Source organism: Streptomyces sp. NPDC101132 (assembly GCF_044759225.1).
Classification (GTDB): domain Bacteria; phylum Actinomycetota; class Actinomycetes; order Streptomycetales; family Streptomycetaceae; genus Streptomyces.
Window position 1 is genome coordinate 119,080 of record NZ_JBIVYX010000006.1, and the last position, 17,323, is coordinate 136,402.

General features: G+C 72.2%; 14 protein-coding genes. 8 read left to right on the top strand and 6 right to left on the bottom strand.

All coding sequences use genetic code 11. The annotated features are described in order from the left end of the window. Positions 1-141: 141 nt before the first annotated feature. Positions 142-1,002 (top strand): HAD family hydrolase, encoded by an 861-nt coding sequence (locus tag ACIQUR_RS15805; RefSeq protein WP_403664235.1) that lies wholly within the window; start codon positions 142-144, stop codon positions 1,000-1,002. Between the two features lie 506 nt (positions 1,003-1,508). Here the strand turns inward: ACIQUR_RS15805 and ACIQUR_RS15810 are convergent. Next, the gene (locus ACIQUR_RS15810; protein ID WP_403664238.1) at positions 1,509-2,366 is read right to left on the bottom strand and encodes an oxidoreductase; all 858 of its coding nucleotides are present in this window, start codon (positions 2,364-2,366) and stop codon (positions 1,509-1,511) included. A 102-nt stretch (positions 2,367-2,468) separates the two neighbouring features. Between ACIQUR_RS15810 and ACIQUR_RS15815 the strand changes: the two genes are divergently transcribed. Continuing rightward, a complete protein-coding gene (locus tag ACIQUR_RS15815) occupies positions 2,469-3,497 on the top strand; it encodes an ATP-binding protein (protein ID WP_403664241.1) in 1,029 nt (342 codons plus the stop codon). On the opposite strand, the gene ACIQUR_RS15820 is transcribed toward ACIQUR_RS15815, so the two are convergent. After that, on the bottom strand, positions 3,451-4,782 hold the full coding sequence (locus tag ACIQUR_RS15820) for a hypothetical protein (protein WP_403664244.1): 1,332 nt from the start codon (positions 4,780-4,782) through the stop codon (positions 3,451-3,453). The two genes, ACIQUR_RS15815 and ACIQUR_RS15820, sit on opposite strands and share 47 nt — an antisense overlap. A gap of 278 nt (positions 4,783-5,060) precedes the next feature. On the opposite strand from ACIQUR_RS15820, the gene ACIQUR_RS15825 reads away from it, so the two are divergent. From ACIQUR_RS15825 to ACIQUR_RS15845, 5 genes are all read left to right on the top strand, one after another. Further along, complete coding sequence (locus ACIQUR_RS15825) at positions 5,061-7,424, top strand: SulP family inorganic anion transporter (protein ID WP_403664247.1); 2,364 nt, start codon at positions 5,061-5,063, stop codon at positions 7,422-7,424. Between the two features lie 196 nt (positions 7,425-7,620). Then, entirely contained in the window at positions 7,621-9,576 is a 1,956-nt protein-coding gene (acs, locus tag ACIQUR_RS15830) for an acetate--CoA ligase (RefSeq protein WP_403664250.1), read from the top strand. 224 nt (positions 9,577-9,800) lie between these two features. Beyond that, positions 9,801-11,237 carry a Na+/H+ antiporter NhaA gene (gene nhaA, locus ACIQUR_RS15835; protein ID WP_403664253.1) on the top strand — a complete coding sequence of 479 codons (1,437 nt, stop codon included), beginning with the start codon at positions 9,801-9,803 and terminating at the stop codon, positions 11,235-11,237. Positions 11,238-11,305: 68 nt separating this feature from the next. Further along, the gene (locus tag ACIQUR_RS15840) at positions 11,306-11,767 is read left to right on the top strand and encodes a phage holin family protein (RefSeq protein ID WP_403664256.1); all 462 of its coding nucleotides are present in this window, start codon (positions 11,306-11,308) and stop codon (positions 11,765-11,767) included. Continuing rightward, positions 11,764-12,720, top strand: a complete 957-nt coding sequence (locus ACIQUR_RS15845) for an alpha/beta fold hydrolase (protein WP_403664259.1) — start codon at positions 11,764-11,766, stop codon at positions 12,718-12,720. Before ACIQUR_RS15840 ends, ACIQUR_RS15845 begins: the two co-directional genes overlap by 4 nt. A 152-nt stretch (positions 12,721-12,872) precedes the next feature. On the opposite strand, the gene ACIQUR_RS15850 is transcribed toward ACIQUR_RS15845, so the two are convergent. From ACIQUR_RS15850 to nth, 4 genes are all read right to left on the bottom strand, one after another. Next, positions 12,873-13,055: a hypothetical protein gene (locus tag ACIQUR_RS15850; RefSeq protein WP_399946897.1), complete on the bottom strand. Its 183-nt coding sequence runs from the start codon at positions 13,053-13,055 to the stop codon at positions 12,873-12,875. 123 nt (positions 13,056-13,178) lie between these two features. After that, positions 13,179-14,378 (bottom strand): MarP family serine protease, encoded by a 1,200-nt coding sequence (locus ACIQUR_RS15855; protein ID WP_403664867.1) that lies wholly within the window; start codon positions 14,376-14,378, stop codon positions 13,179-13,181. Positions 14,379-14,409: 31 nt separating this feature from the next. Beyond that, a complete protein-coding gene (locus ACIQUR_RS15860) occupies positions 14,410-15,111 on the bottom strand; it encodes an NUDIX hydrolase (protein ID WP_403664263.1) in 702 nt (233 codons plus the stop codon). 130 nt (positions 15,112-15,241) lie between these two features. Beyond that, the gene (nth, locus tag ACIQUR_RS15865; protein ID WP_403664266.1) at positions 15,242-16,189 is read right to left on the bottom strand and encodes an endonuclease III; all 948 of its coding nucleotides are present in this window, start codon (positions 16,187-16,189) and stop codon (positions 15,242-15,244) included. 395 nt (positions 16,190-16,584) lie between these two features. On the opposite strand from nth, the gene ACIQUR_RS15870 reads away from it, so the two are divergent. Further along, complete coding sequence (locus ACIQUR_RS15870; protein WP_007264960.1) at positions 16,585-17,259, top strand: Crp/Fnr family transcriptional regulator; 675 nt, start codon at positions 16,585-16,587, stop codon at positions 17,257-17,259. Positions 17,260-17,323: the final 64 nt, after the last annotated feature.

Below are 17,323 nucleotides of genomic sequence, written 5' to 3' on the forward strand. Positions count from 1 at the left end.
GGGGAGAGCGGGGGTCGTCCCCACGGCCGACTCGGGGGGGGAGGAGTCGGACCGGGTTAGCACGGTCGCGAACGATCCGTGACTTCCATGGTGTACCCGAGAGCCTTCTCAGGCAAACCCACGCGCCACACCTTACGCCGAATGGTGGGCGCATATGCTGCGCTCGTGGAAAACCACTCCTTGCCCCGCACAGCCGCCTTCTTCGACCTGGACAAGACGGTCATTGCGAAGTCGAGCACGCTGACCTTCAGCAAGTCCTTCTACCAGGGCGGCCTGATCAACCGCCGCGCCGTACTGCGGACCGCGTACTCCCAGTTCGTGTTCCTCGCGGGCGGCGCAGACCACGACCAGATGGAGCGGATGCGCGAGTACCTCTCCGCCCTCTGCAAGGGCTGGAACGTCCAGCAGGTCCGGGAGATCGTCGCGGAGACGCTGCACGACCTCATCGACCCGATCATCTACGACGAGGCCGCCTCCCTGATCGAGGAGCACCACACCGCGGGCCGCGACGTCGTGATCGTCTCGACCTCCGGCGCAGAGGTGGTCGAGCCCATCGGCGAGATGCTGGGCGCCGACCGGGTGGTCGCGACGCGCATGGTCGTGGGCGACGACGGCTGCTTCACCGGAGAGATCGAGTACTACGCCTACGGCCCCACCAAGGCCGAGGCGGTGCGCCAGCTCGCCGAGTCCGAGGGCTACGACCTGGCGCGCTGCTACGCGTACAGCGACTCGATCACGGACGTCCCGATGCTGGAGTCGGTCGGACACCCGCACGCGGTCAACCCGGACCGGGCGCTGCGCCGCGAGGCGCTGTCGCGCGACTGGCCGGTCCTGGTCTTCAACCGGCCGGTCCGGCTCAAGCAGCGCGTGCCGGGGCTGTCGATGTCCGCACGGCCCGCGCTGGTCGCGGCCGCGGCCGTGGGTGCGGCGGCGGCGACCGCCGGCCTGGTCTGGTACGCGAGCCGACGCCGCGCGAACGCCCTCGCGTCCGTTACGGCCTGACCGGGACGCTCCCCCGGATCGCAGCCCGCTCGCGCCCGTCGCCCCACCCGGAAGCCCCGCCCGTCGCCCCGCCCGGATCCGCCCCACGGACCCGGGCGGCCCGCGGGCACCCGTCCCGACCTGCGACGACCCACCCTGTCCGATTGATCCTTCCCTGTCCGGAAAGGTAAAGAACTGGGGCCAGGGGTTCCGCTTCCTTGCCGACGGAGGTACAAAGGAGTCACGGCCCGCGAGACCAAAGAACATCCGAGAGGATCATCTTTAAGAACGCAGTATGGCCCCACGGACCGATTGCATGAACGCCGAGCACCCACGCGACGTCGACCCTTCGATTAAGGGCCAGCCGCACCAGGCGAGGGCAAAGTTCCCGGCCTGATGGGCACATATCGAGGACGCTTGGTAACTGGGCGCGCATGCCAGCGGCGACACCACGAGCAGGACGGTGTCGCCGCAACCCTTTTCCGGGGCGTCCCCCCGCCGCCCAGCCCTGATCCGAAAGACAGGGCCTAGGCCGCGCCTCGCTGCAGCGCCTCGCAGACCGCCGTCGACTCGCGAACGCCCAGCTCGACCGCCCGCCCGCAGTGCGCGATCCAGTCCGCCATCCCCTCCGCGGTGCCGGACACGTACCCGTCCAGCGCGGCGAGGTAGGCCTCGCTCCCCTGCTCCGCGTGCCCGACCTCGGCCGGACAGATGGCCTTGGGGTCCAGACCGCTGTTGATCAGCACGATCCGCTCCGCGGCCCGGGCCACCAGCCCGTTGTACGTACCGAACGGCCGCAGCGCCATCAGCTCGCCGTGTACGACCGCGGCCGTGACCAGCGCCGGGGCCGAGCCGCCCGCGATGATCAGCCGGGACAGGCCGTCCAGCCGCCCCGCCACCTCGTCCGCGTCCGGCAGCGGCAGCCCCACCAGCGGCTCCGCCACCGGCTCACCGGCCAGCCGCGGCCGCCCCACGGTGTCACCCGCACCCGCCGGAACGTCCGCCCCGGCCGCCGGAGCCGCGGGGGCCCCGCCGGCCGCCACCAGGTGCAGCCTGGCCAGCACGCGCAGCGGCGACTGGCGCCAGATGCTGAGGAGCTGGCCGGCCTCGGCCGCCAGGCGCAGCGCGGCGCCGACGGTACGGGCCTCGTCGTCGGCGCTGAAGTCGGTGCGCCGGCGCACCTCCTCCAGGGCCCAGTCCGCCCCGGACAGCGCGGCGCTGCCACGCGCGCCGCGCAGGGCGGCCTCGGAGGTGATCTCCGCGCTCCGGCGGCGCATCACGCGGTGGCCGTAGACCCGGTCGACGGCCTTGCGTACGGAGTCCACGGCCTCCGGCACGCCGGGGAGCGCGGCCAGGGCGGCGAGGGGATCGGCAGACGTACTCATAAGTAGGGAGCCTACGCACCCATAGCAGCCGCCCCACGTTGGAGTGGTCTTCTTCACTCACCTCGACCACGCACCGCGACACACCTACTACGCTAGGTGAACATGAAGATCGCTTTCGTGGGAAAGGGCGGCAGCGGGAAGACCACGCTGTCCTCCCTCTTCATCCGCCACCTCGCCGCCGCCGAGGCCCCCGTCGTCGCGGTGGACGCCGACATCAACCAGCACCTCGGGGCCGCCCTCGGGCTCACCGAGGAGGAGGCCGCGGCACTGCCCGCGATGGGCGCGCACCTCCCCCTCATCAAGGAGTACCTGCGCGGCTCCAACCCGCGGATCGCCTCCGCGGAGACGATGATCAAGACGACCCCGCCGGGCAGCGGCTCGCGCCTGCTGCGGGTCGGCGAGGACAACCCGGTGTACGCGGCCTGCGCCCGGGCCGTGGCGCTCGACGGGGGCGCGGTGCGGCTGATGGCCACGGGTCCGTTCACCGAGTCGGACCTCGGGGTGGCCTGCTACCACTCGAAGGTCGGGGCGGTGGAGCTGTGCCTGAACCACCTGGTGGACGGCCGGGGCGAGTACGTGGTGGTCGACATGACGGCCGGCTCGGACTCCTTCGCGTCGGGCATGTTCACCCGTTTCGACATGACCTTCCTGGTGGCCGAGCCGACCCGCAAGGGGATCTCCGTCTACCGCCAGTACAAGGAGTACGCGCGGGACTTCGGCGTCGCGCTCAAGGTCGTCGGCAACAAGGTGCAGGGGCAGGACGACCTGGACTTCCTGCGCGCCGAGGTGGGCGAGGACCTGCTGGTGACGGTGGGGCACTCGGACTGGGTGCGCGCGATGGAGAAGGGGCGCCCGCCGCGGTTCGAACTGCTGGAGGAGCCCAACCGGCGGGCCCTGGCGGTGCTCCGGGAGACGGCCGACGACGCGTACGGGCGGCGCGACTGGGAGCGGTACACGCGCCAGATGGTCCACTTCCACCTGCGCAACGCGAAGAGCTGGGGGAACGCGAAGACCGGGGCCGACCTGGCGGAGCAGGTCGACCCCGGGTTCGTGCTCCGGGAGGAGCCGGTGGGCGCCGGCCGGGTCAGTCCTCCTCAGACTGCTCCGATGCCTGCTCCGCTGCCTGCCTGACCGCCTGGGGCGCCGCGGAAGCGACGGGCGGGGCGGCCGGGCCCCTGGTCATGAACGCCGCCCAGCCCTCCTTGGGCGCCTCGGCGACGTCCAGGGTGCGCAGCCACTCCAGAGACTTGGGGTCCTGGGCGTCCAGCCAGTCGGCCAGCTCCCTGAAGGGCACGCAGCGGACCTCCTTCTGCGTGCAGACGCCCTTGATGACCTGCTCGACGGCGCGCATGTAGGTGCCGCCGTTCCAGGACTCGAAGTGGTTGCCGATGATCAGCGGAGCGCGGTTGCCGTTGTACGCACGGTCGAAGGCCTTGAGCAGGCCGTCGCGCATCTGGGCGCCCCAGTACTCGTGCTGCGCCGGGTCGCCCTGGGACGTCGTACCCGACTGGTTGACCATGTAGTTGTAGTCCATGGACAGCGTCTCGAAGGCCCGGCCCGGCATCGGGACCAGCTGGAGGGGCAGGTCCCAGAGCCCGTCGGTCTTCTTGGGCCAGACCTGCTTGCTGATGCCGCTGGAGTCGTAGCGGAAGCCCATGTCCTTCGCCGCCAGCATGAAGTTCTTCTGGCCTTCGAGGCAGGGGGTGCGGGCGCCGATCAGCTCCTTGTCGTAGTCGAAGGGCAGCGCCTTCTCCTTCTGGAGGCCGGCGTTGCTCTTCCAGCTCTTCACGAACGACTTGGCCTGGTTGATCTCGTTCTTCCACTCCTCGACGGACCAGGTGCCGACGCCGCCCTCGGGGCCGCAGAAGTGGCCGTTGAAGTGGGTGCCGATCTCGTTTCCGTCCAGCCAGGCCCCGCGGAGCTGTGCCGCGGTGTCCTTGATGCCCTGCAGGTCGCCGAAGCCGATGTCGGAGCGTCCGGCGCCGTGGCGCGGGGCGACGTACATCTCCCGCTTCTCCTCGGGGAGCATGTAGACCCCGCTGAGGAAGTACGTCATGCGGGCGTTGTGCTCCTTGCCCACCTCGCGGAAGTGCGAGAAGAGGCGCTGGCTGTCCTCGCCGGCGCCGTCCCAGGAGAAGACCACGAACTGCGGCGGCTTCTCGCCGGGCTTGAGCTTCTGCGGGACGGTGACGTTCGGCTGACTGCCGGTGTACGAGGTGGAGCCGTCGCCGATCAGCCGGAGGACGCTGCCCGGCGCGGGCGCGGCCGGGGCGCCGCGGTTCGCGCCCGGCTTGAGGGCGCCGGGGCCGGGGGCCGGGCTCTTGACCGGGGGCTCGGAGCCGGAGCAGCCCGCGGCGCCGAGCGCCAGCGCCGTGGCGACCAGGCCGCCGGCGATCTTCTTCGAGGCGGCCTTCATCCGCCCACCCCTTTCCTTGCAGCTCTTCGTGGGATGCCGCCGAACCGGCCGGCGTCCGCAACGTCCCACGGCAAGGACCCGAGGAAAGGTATGACAAGCCGGAAAAAATGCCTATTCACTCACGAGGGCGAAGTCATAGCCCATTCGCCCCTTATCTCCACCGCGAGACTTTACTCTGCATTACGATCCGTTTACCGAGTGTTGAGAAACCGCCTCCGCAGGCCACCCCTGCCTGAGCTCCCGCCGCCACACCCCCTTCCCCGGAGGAGACGGGAACCGTGTCTGATTTCTCCGCGTCGATCGCTGTCTTCCTGATCGCCCTGCCGCTCTCCCTCGGCATCGCCCTCGCCACCGGAGCGCCGCTCCAGGCCGGCCTGGTCGCCGCCGCAGCCGGCGGCATCGTGGCCGGCCGGTTCGGCGGCGCACCGCTACAGGTGAGCGGCGCGTCCGTGGGCCTGACGGTCGTCACCGCCGATCTCATCCAGCGCTACGGCTGGCGCACGACCTGCGCCATCACCGTGCTGGCCGGCGTCGTCCAGGTCGCCCTCGCCGTGCTGCGCACCGCCCGGTCGGCCCTGATGGTCAGCCCCGCCATCGTGCACGGCATGCTGGCCGGCATCGGCGTGACCATCGTCGTGGCACAGCTGCACATCGTGCTCGGCGGCACTCCCCAGAGTTCAGCCGCAGCCAACGTCCTGGAACTGCCGGCCCAGTTGGCGGACCTGCACCCGGGGGCGCTGGCGGTCAGCGCCCTCACCCTCGCGGTCCTGTTCGCCTGGCCGCGGCTGCCCGGGCGGGCCGGCCGCGCGCTGCGGAAGGCCCCGGCCGCGCTGGTCGCCGTGGCCCTGGCGACCACGGCCGCCGCACTGGCGGGGCCCGGGCTGCCGCGGGTGGACCTGCCGTCCTGGAGCAGCCACGCCCTGGCCGGACTGCCCGAGGGACCGGTCCTCGGGATCGCCACCGCCGTCGTGGCCGTCGCCCTGGTCGGCAGCGTCGAGTCCCTGCTGTCCGCCGTGGCCACCGACAAGGTGATCGCCGTCGAGCGCCGCACGGCCGACCGACCGCCGCGCGCCTCCCTCAACCGCGAGCTGCGCGGGCAGGGCCTGGCGAACGTGGTCTCCGGAGCGCTCGGCGGCCTGCCCGTGGCGGGCGGCGCCGTCCGGAGCGTCGCGAACGTCAAGTCCGGAGCGCGCAGCCGCCGTTCCACGGTGCTGCACGGCGTGTGGGTGCTGCTCGCGGCCGCACTGCTGGTGCCGGTGCTGGACCTCATTCCGCTGGCCGCGCTCGCCGCGCTGGTGCTGGCCGTCGGCGTGCAGATGGTCAGCATCACCCACATGCGCAGCGTCACGCGCCACCGCGAGGCGCTCGTGTACGCGGTGACCATGGCGGCGGTCGTCGTGCTGGGCGTCCTCGCGGGCGTCGCCCTCGGCATCGGGGTCGCGGTGGCCGTGGCCCTGCACCGGCTGGCCCGCACCCGGATCACCGTCGAGGTGCGGGAGGGCGTCCACCACGTGCGTGCCCGCGGGCAGTTGACCTTCCTCGCCGTCCCCCGGCTGAGCCGGGAGCTGAACCGGATCCCCCAGGAGGCACGAGTGGTCGTCGAGCTGGACGGCTCCTTCATGGACCACGCCGCGTACGAGGCCCTGCAGGACTGGCAGGAGGTCCAACTGGCCCACGGCGGCACGGTGGAGGTCACCGGACGCGCGGGCGCCCGGGTCTCCGGACCGGGACGCGCGGGCCGCGGTGGCCACCACTGCTGCCACCCCTGGACCCCCTGGCGCAACCACTGCGAGCACCGGACGGCACCGGAGGCCCAGCCCAGGCCCGGCGCGGCCAAGCTGGCCAGTGGCCTCAGCGCCTTCCAGCGGGACACCGCACCGCTGGTCCGCGGCGAACTGGCCCGGCTGGCGCGCGAGGGCCAGCGGCCCTCCCAGCTCTTCCTCACCTGCGCCGACTCCCGGCTGGTCACCAGCATGATCACGGCCAGCGGCCCGGGCGACCTCTTCACCGTGCGCAACGTCGGCAACCTGGTGCCGCTGCCCGGGGCCGAGTCGTCGGACGACTCCGTCGCCGCGGCGATCGAGTACGCGGTGGACGTCCTCCAGGTCTCCAGCATCACCGTCTGCGGCCACTCGGGCTGCGGGGCGATGCAGGCGCTGCTGACCACCACGCCGGGGGCGCCGGCCACCCCCCTGCGGCGCTGGCTGCGGCACGGCCTGCCCAGCCTGGAGCGGATGGGCAGCCGGCACCACCCGTGGGCGCGGATCTCCGGGCGGCTGCCCGCCGACCCGGTGGAGCAGCTGTGCCTGACCAACGTGGTCATGCAGCTGGAGCACCTCAGGGCACACGAGTCGGTGGCCCGCCGCCTGGCCGAGGGGACGCTGGAGTTGCACGGGATGTACTTCCACGTGGGCGAGGCGCAGGCGTACCTGCTGACCGAGGGCGACGAGTTCTTCGACAGCCACGTGTTCACGGGAGTGGACCAGCAGGCCGCGTTCGAGGGGATGGCACTGGCCCAGACACCCGAGGCGGTCCGGAAGCCCGGGGCCGCGGTGCGGCAGGAACCGGCCGCCGACGACACCCCGACCGTCGAAAACAAGTCAATCGAGCGGAGGTCGGCGCTGGAAGAGGCGAACGCCTGAACCGCACCGGCTCCCGGTCCGTGAGACCGTATGGCCCCTTCCCGCACCCTGCAGCGGGGAGGGGCCGTCGTGCTGAGGTGCCGCACAACCGGGTTATAGGTCTAAACCAATTTCCCGTTGCCCCTTGTCACCCGGCCCTTCGACTGGTGAGCTATGACCCGGGACACAACGGACACCCTGGGAAAGGGAGATGTCGGTGAGCAACGAAAGCCTGGCCAACCTGCTCAAGGAGGAGCGGCGGTTCGCACCCCCCGCCGATCTGGCCGCCGGCGCCAACGTCACGGCGGCGGCGTACGAACAGGCAGAGGCCGACAGGCTGGGCTTCTGGGCCACGCAGGCCCGGCGGCTGACCTGGGCGACCGAGCCGACGGAGACGCTCGACTGGACCAACCCGCCCTTCGCGAAGTGGTTCGCGGACGGCAAGCTCAACGTCGCGTACAACTGCGTCGACCGGCACGTCGAGGCCGGCAACGGCGACCGGATCGCCATCCACTTCGAGGGCGAGCCCGGTGACGGCCGCGCGATCACCTACGCCGAGCTGAAGGACGAGGTCTCCAAGGCCGCCAACGCCCTCACCGAGCTGGGCGTCCGGGCCGGCGACCGCGTCGCGGTCTACCTCCCGATGATCCCCGAGGCGGTCGTCGCGATGCTCGCGTGCGCCCGCGTCGGCGCCGCGCACTCCGTGGTCTTCGGCGGCTTCTCCGCGGACGCCGTCGCCTCCCGCATCCAGGACGCCGACGCCAAGCTGGTCATCACCGCCGACGGCGGCTACCGCCGCGGCAAGCCCAGCGCCCTGAAGCCGGCCATCGACGAGGCCGTGGCCAAGTGCCCGCAGGTCGAGCACGTCCTGGTGGTCCGCCGCACCGGCCAGGAGACCGCCTTCACCGAGGGCCGCGACATCTGGTGGGACGACCTGGTCGGCCGCCAGTCCGCCGAGCACACCCCCGAGGCCTTCGACGCCGAGCACCCGCTCTTCATCCTCTACACCTCGGGCACGACCGGTAAGCCCAAGGGCATCCTGCACACCTCCGGCGGCTACCTCACCCAGGCCGCCTACACCCACCACGCCGTCTTCGACCTCAAGCCGGAGAGCGACGTCTACTGGTGCACCGCCGACATCGGCTGGGTCACCGGGCACTCGTACATCGTCTACGGGCCGCTGGCGAACGGCGCCACCCAGGTGATGTACGAGGGCACCCCGGACACCCCGCACCAGGGCCGCTTCTGGGAGATCGTCCAGAAGTACGGCGTGACCATCCTCTACACCGCGCCCACCGCGATCCGGACGTTCATGAAGTGGGGGGACGACATCCCCGCCAAGTTCGACCTGTCCTCGCTGCGCGTGCTCGGCTCGGTCGGCGAGCCCATCAACCCCGAGGCCTGGGTCTGGTACCGCGAGCACATCGGCGGCGGCCGCTGCCCGATCGTGGACACCTGGTGGCAGACCGAGACCGGCGCCATGATGATCTCCCCGCTGCCCGGCGTCACCGAGACCAAGCCCGGCTCGGCCCAGCGCCCGCTGCCCGGCATCTCCGCGACCGTCGTGGACGACGAGGCCCGCGAGGTCCCCGACGGCGGGGGCGGCTACCTGGTGCTCACCGAGCCGTGGCCGTCGATGCTGCGCACCATCTGGGGCGACGACCAGCGGTTCCTCGACACCTACTGGTCCCGCTTCGAGGGCAAGTACTTCGCCGGCGACGGCGCCAAGAAGGACGACGACGGGGACATCTGGCTGCTGGGCCGCGTCGACGACGTCATGCTCGTGTCCGGCCACAACATCTCCACCACCGAGGTCGAGTCCGCGCTGGTCTCCCACCCCTCCGTGGCGGAGGCGGCCGTGGTCGGCGCCGCCGACGAGACCACCGGCCAGGCCATCGTCGCCTTCGTCATCCTGCGCGGCTCCGCCAGCGAGGACGAGGGCCTGGTCGCCGAGCTGCGCAACCACGTCGGCGCCACCCTCGGCCCGATCGCCAAGCCCAAGCGGATCCTGCCGGTGGCCGAGCTGCCCAAGACCCGCTCCGGCAAGATCATGCGCCGTCTGCTCCGCGACGTCGCGGAGAACCGCGAGCTGGGCGACGTCACCACGCTCACCGACTCCTCGGTGATGGACCTGATCCAGACCAAGCTCCCCAGCGCGGGCGGCGAGGACTGAGTCCGGCCCCAGGGGGCAACCGGACCCGGGAGGGCATCCGGCGCGTGACGCGCCGGATGCCCTCCCGGCATCTAGGGTGAAGATCACCCGATATGACTCCCTCGCCACACCCTGTAAAATAAGGAGAGCGTCAAAGTCTGACGTTCGAAGTCTCTGGGTGTGCCGGGAAGTCTGGTCGGCAACAGCGTCAGCCATGCCGTCGACCACACCGGAGGTGCCCCACCGTGGCCGCGCCCGCACCCACCGACAACCAGAACCGCAAGCTCCTGGGCCGCCTCTCGCTGCCGGAGCGCAGGTTCGTGGCCGAGGCGCTGCGCGCCGAGACCGTCGGCGGCGTCCTGCTCCTCGTGGCCGCCATCGCCGCCCTGCTGTGGGCCAACATCCCGGCCGTCTCCGAGAGCTACACGACCGTCCGGGACTTCCACTTCGGCCCCGCCGCGCTCGGCCTCGACCTGTCCGTCCAGCACTGGGCGGCCGACGGCCTGCTGGCGGTCTTCTTCTTCGTCGCCGGCATCGAGCTCAAGCGCGAGCTGGTCGCCGGAGACCTGCGCGACCCCAAGGCCGCCGCCCTGCCGGTCATCGCCGCCGTCTGCGGCATGGCCGTACCCGCCCTGGTGTACGCCCTGGTCAACATCCTCGGCAGCGGCTCGATGGACGGCTGGGCCGTGCCCACCGCCACCGACATCGCCTTCGCGCTCGCCGTCCTCGCGGTCATCGGCACGTCCCTGCCCTCGGCGCTGCGCGCCTTCCTGCTCACCCTCGCCGTCGTGGACGACCTGTTCGCCATCCTGATCATCGCGGTGTTCTTCACCAGCGAGATCAGCTTCCTGCCGCTCGTCGGCGCCTTCGCGGGCCTGGCCCTGTTCTGGTTCCTGCTGCGGGTCGGCGTGCGCGGCTGGTACGTGTACGTGCCGCTGGCCCTGGTGATCTGGGGCCTCATGTACAACAGCGGCGTCCACGCCACGATCGCCGGCGTCGCCATGGGCCTGATGCTCCGCTGCACCCGCGAGGAGGGCGAGGAGCAGTCACCCGGCGAGCACATCGAGCACCTGGTCCGGCCGCTCTCCGCGGGGCTCGCCGTACCGCTCTTCGCGCTGTTCTCGGCCGGTGTCTCCCTCTCCGACGAGGCGATCGCGCAGGTCTTCACCCGGCCCGAGACCCTCGGCGTGGTCCTCGGTCTGGTGGTGGGCAAGGCCCTGGGCATCTTCGGCGGCACCTGGCTGGCCGCCCGCTTCACCAAGGCCGAGCTGAACCCCGACCTGGCCTGGCCCGACGTGTTCGCCGTGGCCTCACTGGCCGGCATCGGCTTCACCGTCTCGCTGCTGATCGGCGAGCTCGCCTTCGCCGGGGACCCGGTCCTCACCGACGAGATCAAGGCCGCCGTCCTGATGGGCTCGCTGATCGCGGCGGTCCTCGCCTGCGTCCTGCTGAAGGTGCGCGACCGCAGGTACCGGGCGCTGACCGAGGCCGAGGAGCTCGACGCCGACCAGGACGGCATCCCGGACATCTACACGGAGCACAACCCCGACTACCACCTCCGGATGGCGGAGATCTACGAGCGCAAGGCCGCCGAGCACCGGCGCCGGGCCGAGCTCGCGGCCGCCCCGCCGGTGGCCGAAGTCCCCGCCGGGTCCAGCGGCGAAGGCGACAGTCCGGCATGATCTGAGCACAGAGTGCCCCCGGCCGACGCCGGGAGCCGCCCCCACCGGACCGATCGAGGGAGAGACCGATGAGCGCAGTGGACCAAGGGGCGCCTGGAGCGGCCGAGCGCAGTCTCGGCCAGCTGGTCGCCTCGGCCACCGCCGAGATGTCCGCCCTGGTGCACGACGAGATCGCCCTGGCCAAGGCCGAACTGCGCGAGGACGCCAAGCGCGTGGGCATCGGCGGCACCGCCATCGGCGTGGCCGGCGTACTCGCGCTCTTCTCGCTGCCGGTGCTGAGCTTCGCCGCCGCCTACGGCATCCACAACCTGGGGCTGGGCCTGGCCTGGTCCTTCCTGATCGTCGGTGCGGCGTTCCTGCTGTTCGCCGGCGTGGCGGCGCTGCTGGCCGTGTCGAAGTTCAAGAAGGTCAAGCCGCCGGAGCGGACCATCGCCTCGGTGAAGGAGACCGCGGCGCTCGTCGGGACCGTCAAGCCGCACCCGCGGCCGGTCGGTGACCGCGCCGTGGGTGTGGCACGCTCGTCCTCATGACGGCCCCCTCCTCCGACGCGACCACTCCCCCCACCGCCGCCACGGCGGCCCGGATCGACATCCCGGGCGCGCAGGTGACGCACCGGGACGTGGCCGCCAACGGGGCGCGCTTCCACGTCGCCGAGCTGGGTGACGGGCCGCTGGTGCTGCTGCTGCACGGCTTCCCGCAGTTCTGGTGGACCTGGCGCCACCAGCTCGTGGCCCTGGCCGACGCGGGCTACCGGGCGGTCGCCATGGACCTGCGCGGCGTCGGCGGCAGCGACCGCACCCCCCGCGGCTACGACCCCGCCAACCTGGCCCTCGACATCACCGGGGTCGTACGGTCCCTCGGCGAGCCGGACGCCGCCCTGGTCGGCCACGACCTGGGCGGTTACCTGGCGTGGACCGCCGCCGTGATGCGGCCCAAGCTGGTGCGCCGCCTGGTGGTGTCGTCCATGCCGCACCCGCGCCGCTGGCGCTCGGCGATGCTCTCCGACTTCGCGCAGAGCCGTGCCAACTCCTACGTGTGGGGTTTCCAGCGGCCCTGGCTGCCCGAGCGGCGCCTGGTCGCGGACGACGGCGCCCTGGTGGGGCAGCTGATCCGCGACTGGTCCGGCCCGCGGCTGCCCCAGGACGAGGACGTCGAGGTGTACCGGCGGGCCATGTGCATCCCGTCGACGGCGCACTGCTCGATCGAGCCGTACCGCTGGATGGTCCGCTCCCTGGCCCGGCCGGACGGCGTGCAGTTCAACCGCCGGATGAAGCGCCCGGTCCGGGTGCCCACGCTGCACCTGCACGGATCGCTGGACCCGGTGATGCGTACGCGCAGCGCCGCGGGGTCCGGCGAGTACGTCGAGGCCCCCTACCGGTGGCGTCTCTTCGACGGACTCGGGCACTTCCCCCACGAGGAGGACCCGGTGGCGTTCTCCACGGAGCTGATCAACTGGCTCAGGGACCCGGAACCGGACCGCTGACCCGGCCCGGTCGGCCGACCCGACCCGGTACGCCGGCCCGACCCGACCCGGTACGCCGGCCCGACCCGGTACGCCGGCCCGGCCCGACCCGGTACCGGCCCGGTCGGCGGCCCCGGCGTGCTGCCGGGGCCGGCCCGCTCCGGGGACCCGGCCTAGCTGGTGCGCTGGTGCCTCAGGCGCGCCGAGACCCAGCGGGCGCGGCGGCGGAGGATACGCGGAATGCCGAGACGGGGGTCGGGGCCCTGTGCGGGCCCGCCTGCCCTCTCGCGGGAGCCCAGCGGCGCTGCTGAGCGGCGGTTGCGTGCGGAGTCACCGAAGTCGTGCGTCCAGCCCATACCTCGACGTCTGCCCGTGACCCAAGGTCGGTAACCGCCCGGGGGAGGGCCAATTGGCCTATGCACCGGGCATTTGGCCGTTCGAGGGACAGGTGTTCCCCCACGGTCACCGGAGCCGCAGGATCAGAGTGCGCAGCCCTGGCTGTCGACCCGCTGGCGGGCCGTCACGCCCTCCTCGATGTCGTCCCGGATCTCGTCCGCGGTCAGCGCGTAGCCGGTGTTCGGGTCGTCGAGCGACTTGGCGAACACCACGCCGTACACCTTGCCCTCGGGCGTCAGCAGGGGGCCGCCGGAGTTGCCCTGGCGGACCGTCGCGTACAGGGAGTACACGTCGCGGCGGACGGTGCCGCGGTGGTAGATGTCCGGGCCGTTGGCGTTGATGCGGCCGCGCACGCGGGCCGCCCGTACGTCGTACGAGCCGTTCTCGGGGAAGCCGGCGACGATGGCGCCGCTGCCGCTGCGGGCGTCGGAGCCGGTGAACTCCAGGGCGGGGGCCCGGAGCTTCGGCACGTCCAGCACCGCGATGTCCCGCTGCCAGTCGTAGAGCACGACCTTCGCGTCGTAGAGCCGGCCCTCGCCGCCTATCTGGACGGTCGGCGCCGCGACGCCGCCGACCACGTGGGCGTTGGTCATCACCTTGCGGTCGGCGAAGACGAAGCCGGTGCCCTCCAGGACCTTGCTGCAGCTCGGCGCGGTGCCGACGACCTTGACGATGGACCGCTTGGCGCGCTGCGCGACGGGGCTCCCTGCGAGCGCCGGGTCGGGCGCCTTCACCTCGGTGATGGGCTCGTTGGAGAACGGGCTGAAGACCTGCGGGAAGCCGTTCTGCGCCAGGATCGAGCTGAAGTCGGAGAACAGCGTGCCGGCCTGCTGGGGCATCAGCTGTGAGACGCCGTACAGGACCTGGGACTTGTTGGCCTGCTTGCCCAGCGTGTTGGTGGGGTTTCCGGCCAGTGCAGAACCGATAAGCCAGGCGACCAGCAGCATGGCCACCACGTTCACCAGGGCGCCGCCCGTGGCGTCCAGGGCGCGCGCGGGCGACCAGGTGATGTGTCTGCGCAGGCGGTTCCCCAGGTGCGTGGTGAAGGCCTGGCCCACGGAGGCACAGATGATCACCACCACGACGGCGATGATCGCGGCCGTCGTGTTCACCTCGGCGCTGTCCGTGACCTGGTTCCAGATCCACGGCAGCACGGACACGGCGATCAGGCCGCCGCCGAGGAAGCCGATCACCGAGAGGATGCCGACGACGAAGCCCTGGCGGTATCCGATGATCGCGAACCACACCGCGGCGACCAGCAGGAGGAAGTCCAGCCCGTTCAGCTGGTCGAGCACGTTCACGTGGGCCACCGTCTCATGCGCGCCAGTCGAGCGGGACCTGCCGGGTGCGGTCCCAGGGGCGTTCCCAACCCGAGAAGTGCAGGATCCTGTCGATCACGCCGGCCGTAAAACCCCAGACCAGAGCCGATTCGACCAGGAATGCCGGGCCCTGGTGGCCGCTCGGGTGCACCGTCACGGCGCGATTGGCCGGGTCCGTGAGATCCGCCACGGGAACCGTGAAGACGCGGGCCGTCTCGGCCGGGTCGACCGCGGCCACCGGGCTGGGCTCGCGCCACCAGCCGAGGACCGGCGTGACGACGAACTCGCTCACCGGGATGTAGAGCTTCGGCAGCACCCCGAAGAGCTGCACGCCGGCCGGATCGAGCCCGGTCTCCTCCTCGGCCTCGCGCAGCGCGGCGCGCAGCGGCCCGGAGTCGTGCGGGTCGCCGTCCTCGGGGTCCAGCGCACCGCCGGGGAAGGAGGGCTGGCCCGCGTGGGAGCGCAGGGTGCCGGCGCGCTCGATCAGCAGCAGCTCGGGGCCCGCGGCCCCCTCCCCGAAGAGGATGAGCACGGCCGACTGGCGGCCCCGGCCGCTCGCGGGCGGCAGGAACCGGCTGAGCTGCGTCGGCCGGACCGTGCGGACCGCCTCGACCACGGGGTCCAGCCAGGCCGGCAGCCCCTGCGTGGTCACCGCCACGCCGTCCCCGGCCTGGCCCGCCCTCGTCGCCCCTGTCATCGGCACCCCGTTCGCTGGTTCCCCGCTCGCTGGCACAACGCCGCCCGGGACCGGATTCGTTCCTCGCCGTACCGGGCGCGACCGCCGCCCGTACCCCCGCCCGCGCCGCCTCCCGGGGCCGCCCGGGACGTCACCCGGCGGCGCCCAGCGGTGCCGCGGGCTTGCCCGGGTAGTCCGCCGGCGGGCTCAGCCGCTGGCCGGGCTGGCCGCCCATCTCGTACTTGAGCAGCTGCTTCGCCTTCTCCGGGTCCGTCTCGCCCTCGCCGTACGCCGGGCAGAGCGGGGCGATGGGGCAGGCGCCGCAGGCGGGCCTGCGGGAGTGGCAGATCCGGCGGCCGTGGAAGACCACGCGGTGGGAGAGCATCGTCCACTCGCTCTTGGGGAAGATCGCGCAGATCTCCGCCTCGACCTTCTCCGGGTCCTCCTGCTCGGTCCACTTCCAGCGCCGCACGAGCCGGCCGAAGTGCGTGTCCACGGTGATGCCCGGCACCCCGAAGGCGTTCCCGAGGACCACGTTCGCCGTCTTGCGGCCGACACCGGGCAGCGTGACCAGGTCCTCCAGCCGGCCCGGCACCTCGCCGTCGAAGCGGTCCCGCAGGGCCGTGGACAGGCCGATCAGGGACTTCGCCTTGGCCCGGAAGAAGCCGGTGGGCCTGATGACCTCCTCCAGCTCCTCGGGCACGGCCGCCGCCATGTCCTCGGGCGTCGGGTACTTCGCGAAGAGGGCCGGGGTGGTCTGGTTCACCCGCAGGTCCGTGGTCTGGGCGGACAGCACGGTGGCGACCAGCAGCTCGAAGGGGTTGCGGAAGTCCAGCTCGGGGTGGGCGTACGGATAGACCTCGGCCAGCTCGCGGTTGATCCGGCGGGCGCGGCGCACCATCGCCAGCCGGGACTCCGGCTTCGCCCGCGCCGCCCCGGCCTTCTTCGCCGGCTTCGCCACGGCCTTCCCGCCCGGGTTCGCCACGGTCTTCTTCCCCGGCTTCGCCACGGTCTTCTTCGCGGGCTTCGCCACGGCCTGCCTCGCGGGCTTCGCCACGGCCTCGGCCACGCTCTGCTCCACACCCTTGCTCTCAGCCATGTGACGAAGGCTACGCCCGGCCGCCGACACCCCGCGGCTGATCCGCCCGGGTGATCGTGACCGGTCTCCGAGGGCCCCCTCGGGCCTCGTTCCGGCCCCCGTGGAACGCCCGCCACAAGGGATCCCTTCCGACCTGTTCGCCCACAGCTGAATCGCCTGGCATCATGGCCCCCACGGGCCGTCCGGCCCACGCCCAGCGGCCTCTTGACCCCCGGCCGGCCCCGACGGCCGACCGGCAGGGCCACCCGGGCGTGGTCCGATCAGCCCATGGATCGGCCCCCTGCCACACAGCACACCCGTTCGTCCGGCATCCTTGTGATTGATCGCACTGTTTGCAGCGTCCGGCAAAATGGGGAGCACGGTCCCCTGAGCAGGTCGACATAGGAGAGAGACTCGTGGACGACGTTCTGCGGCGCGCCCCGCTCTTCGCGGCGCTCGATGACGAGCAGGCCGCGGAGCTCCGCGCCTCCATGGCCGAGGTGACCCTCGCACGCGGCGACGCCCTGTTCCACGAGGGCGACCCCGGCGACCGGCTGTACGTCGTCACCGAGGGCAAGGTGAAGCTGCACCGCACCTCGCCCGACGGCCGCGAGAACATGCTGGCGGTCCTCGGCCCCGGCGAGCTGATCGGCGAGCTGTCCCTCTTCGACCCGGGCCCGCGCACCGCCACCGCGACCGCGCTGACCGAGGTCAAGCTGCTCGGCCTCGGCCACGGCGACCTCCAGCCCTGGCTGAACGCCCGGCCCGAGGTGGCCACCGCGCTGCTGCGCGCCGTCGCCCGCCGCCTGCGCAAGACCAACGACCAGATGTCCGACCTGGTCTTCTCCGACGTCCCGGGCCGTGTCGCCCGCGCGCTCCTCGACCTGTCGCGCCGCTTCGGCGTCCAGTCCGAAGAGGGCATCCACGTGGTGCACGACCTCACCCAGGAGGAGCTGGCGCAGCTCGTCGGCGCCTCCCGCGAGACGGTGAACAAGGCCCTGGCCGACTTCGCCGGCCGCGGCTGGCTCCGCCTGGAGGCCCGTGCCGTGATCCTGCTGGACGTCGAGCGCCTCGCCAAGCGTTCGCGCTGATCCCCGCGGCCGGTCGCGCACCGGCCCGGCCACCGGCCCGTACGAAGGCCCCGCCCCCCGTGGG

Excerpts from the sequence above, each read along its gene's own strand:
- ACIQUR_RS15860 (WP_403664263.1), bottom strand. The coding sequence starts at position 15,111 with ATGACAGGGGCGACGAGGGCGGGCCAGGCCGGGGACGGCGTGGCGGTG.
- ACIQUR_RS15815 (WP_403664241.1), top strand. The coding sequence starts at position 2,469 with ATGAAGATCGCTTTCGTGGGAAAGGGCGGCAGCGGGAAGACCACGCTG.
- ACIQUR_RS15820 (WP_403664244.1), bottom strand. The coding sequence starts at position 4,782 with ATGAAGGCCGCCTCGAAGAAGATCGCCGGCGGCCTGGTCGCCACGGCG.
- ACIQUR_RS15805 (WP_403664235.1), top strand. The coding sequence starts at position 142 with ATGGTGGGCGCATATGCTGCGCTCGTGGAAAACCACTCCTTGCCCCGC.
- ACIQUR_RS15850 (WP_399946897.1), bottom strand. The coding sequence starts at position 13,055 with ATGGGCTGGACGCACGACTTCGGTGACTCCGCACGCAACCGCCGCTCA.
- ACIQUR_RS15810 (WP_403664238.1), bottom strand. The coding sequence starts at position 2,366 with ATGAGTACGTCTGCCGATCCCCTCGCCGCCCTGGCCGCGCTCCCCGGC.
- nth (WP_403664266.1), bottom strand. The coding sequence starts at position 16,189 with ATGGCTGAGAGCAAGGGTGTGGAGCAGAGCGTGGCCGAGGCCGTGGCG.
- ACIQUR_RS15845 (WP_403664259.1), top strand. The coding sequence starts at position 11,764 with ATGACGGCCCCCTCCTCCGACGCGACCACTCCCCCCACCGCCGCCACG.
- ACIQUR_RS15840 (WP_403664256.1), top strand. The coding sequence starts at position 11,306 with ATGAGCGCAGTGGACCAAGGGGCGCCTGGAGCGGCCGAGCGCAGTCTC.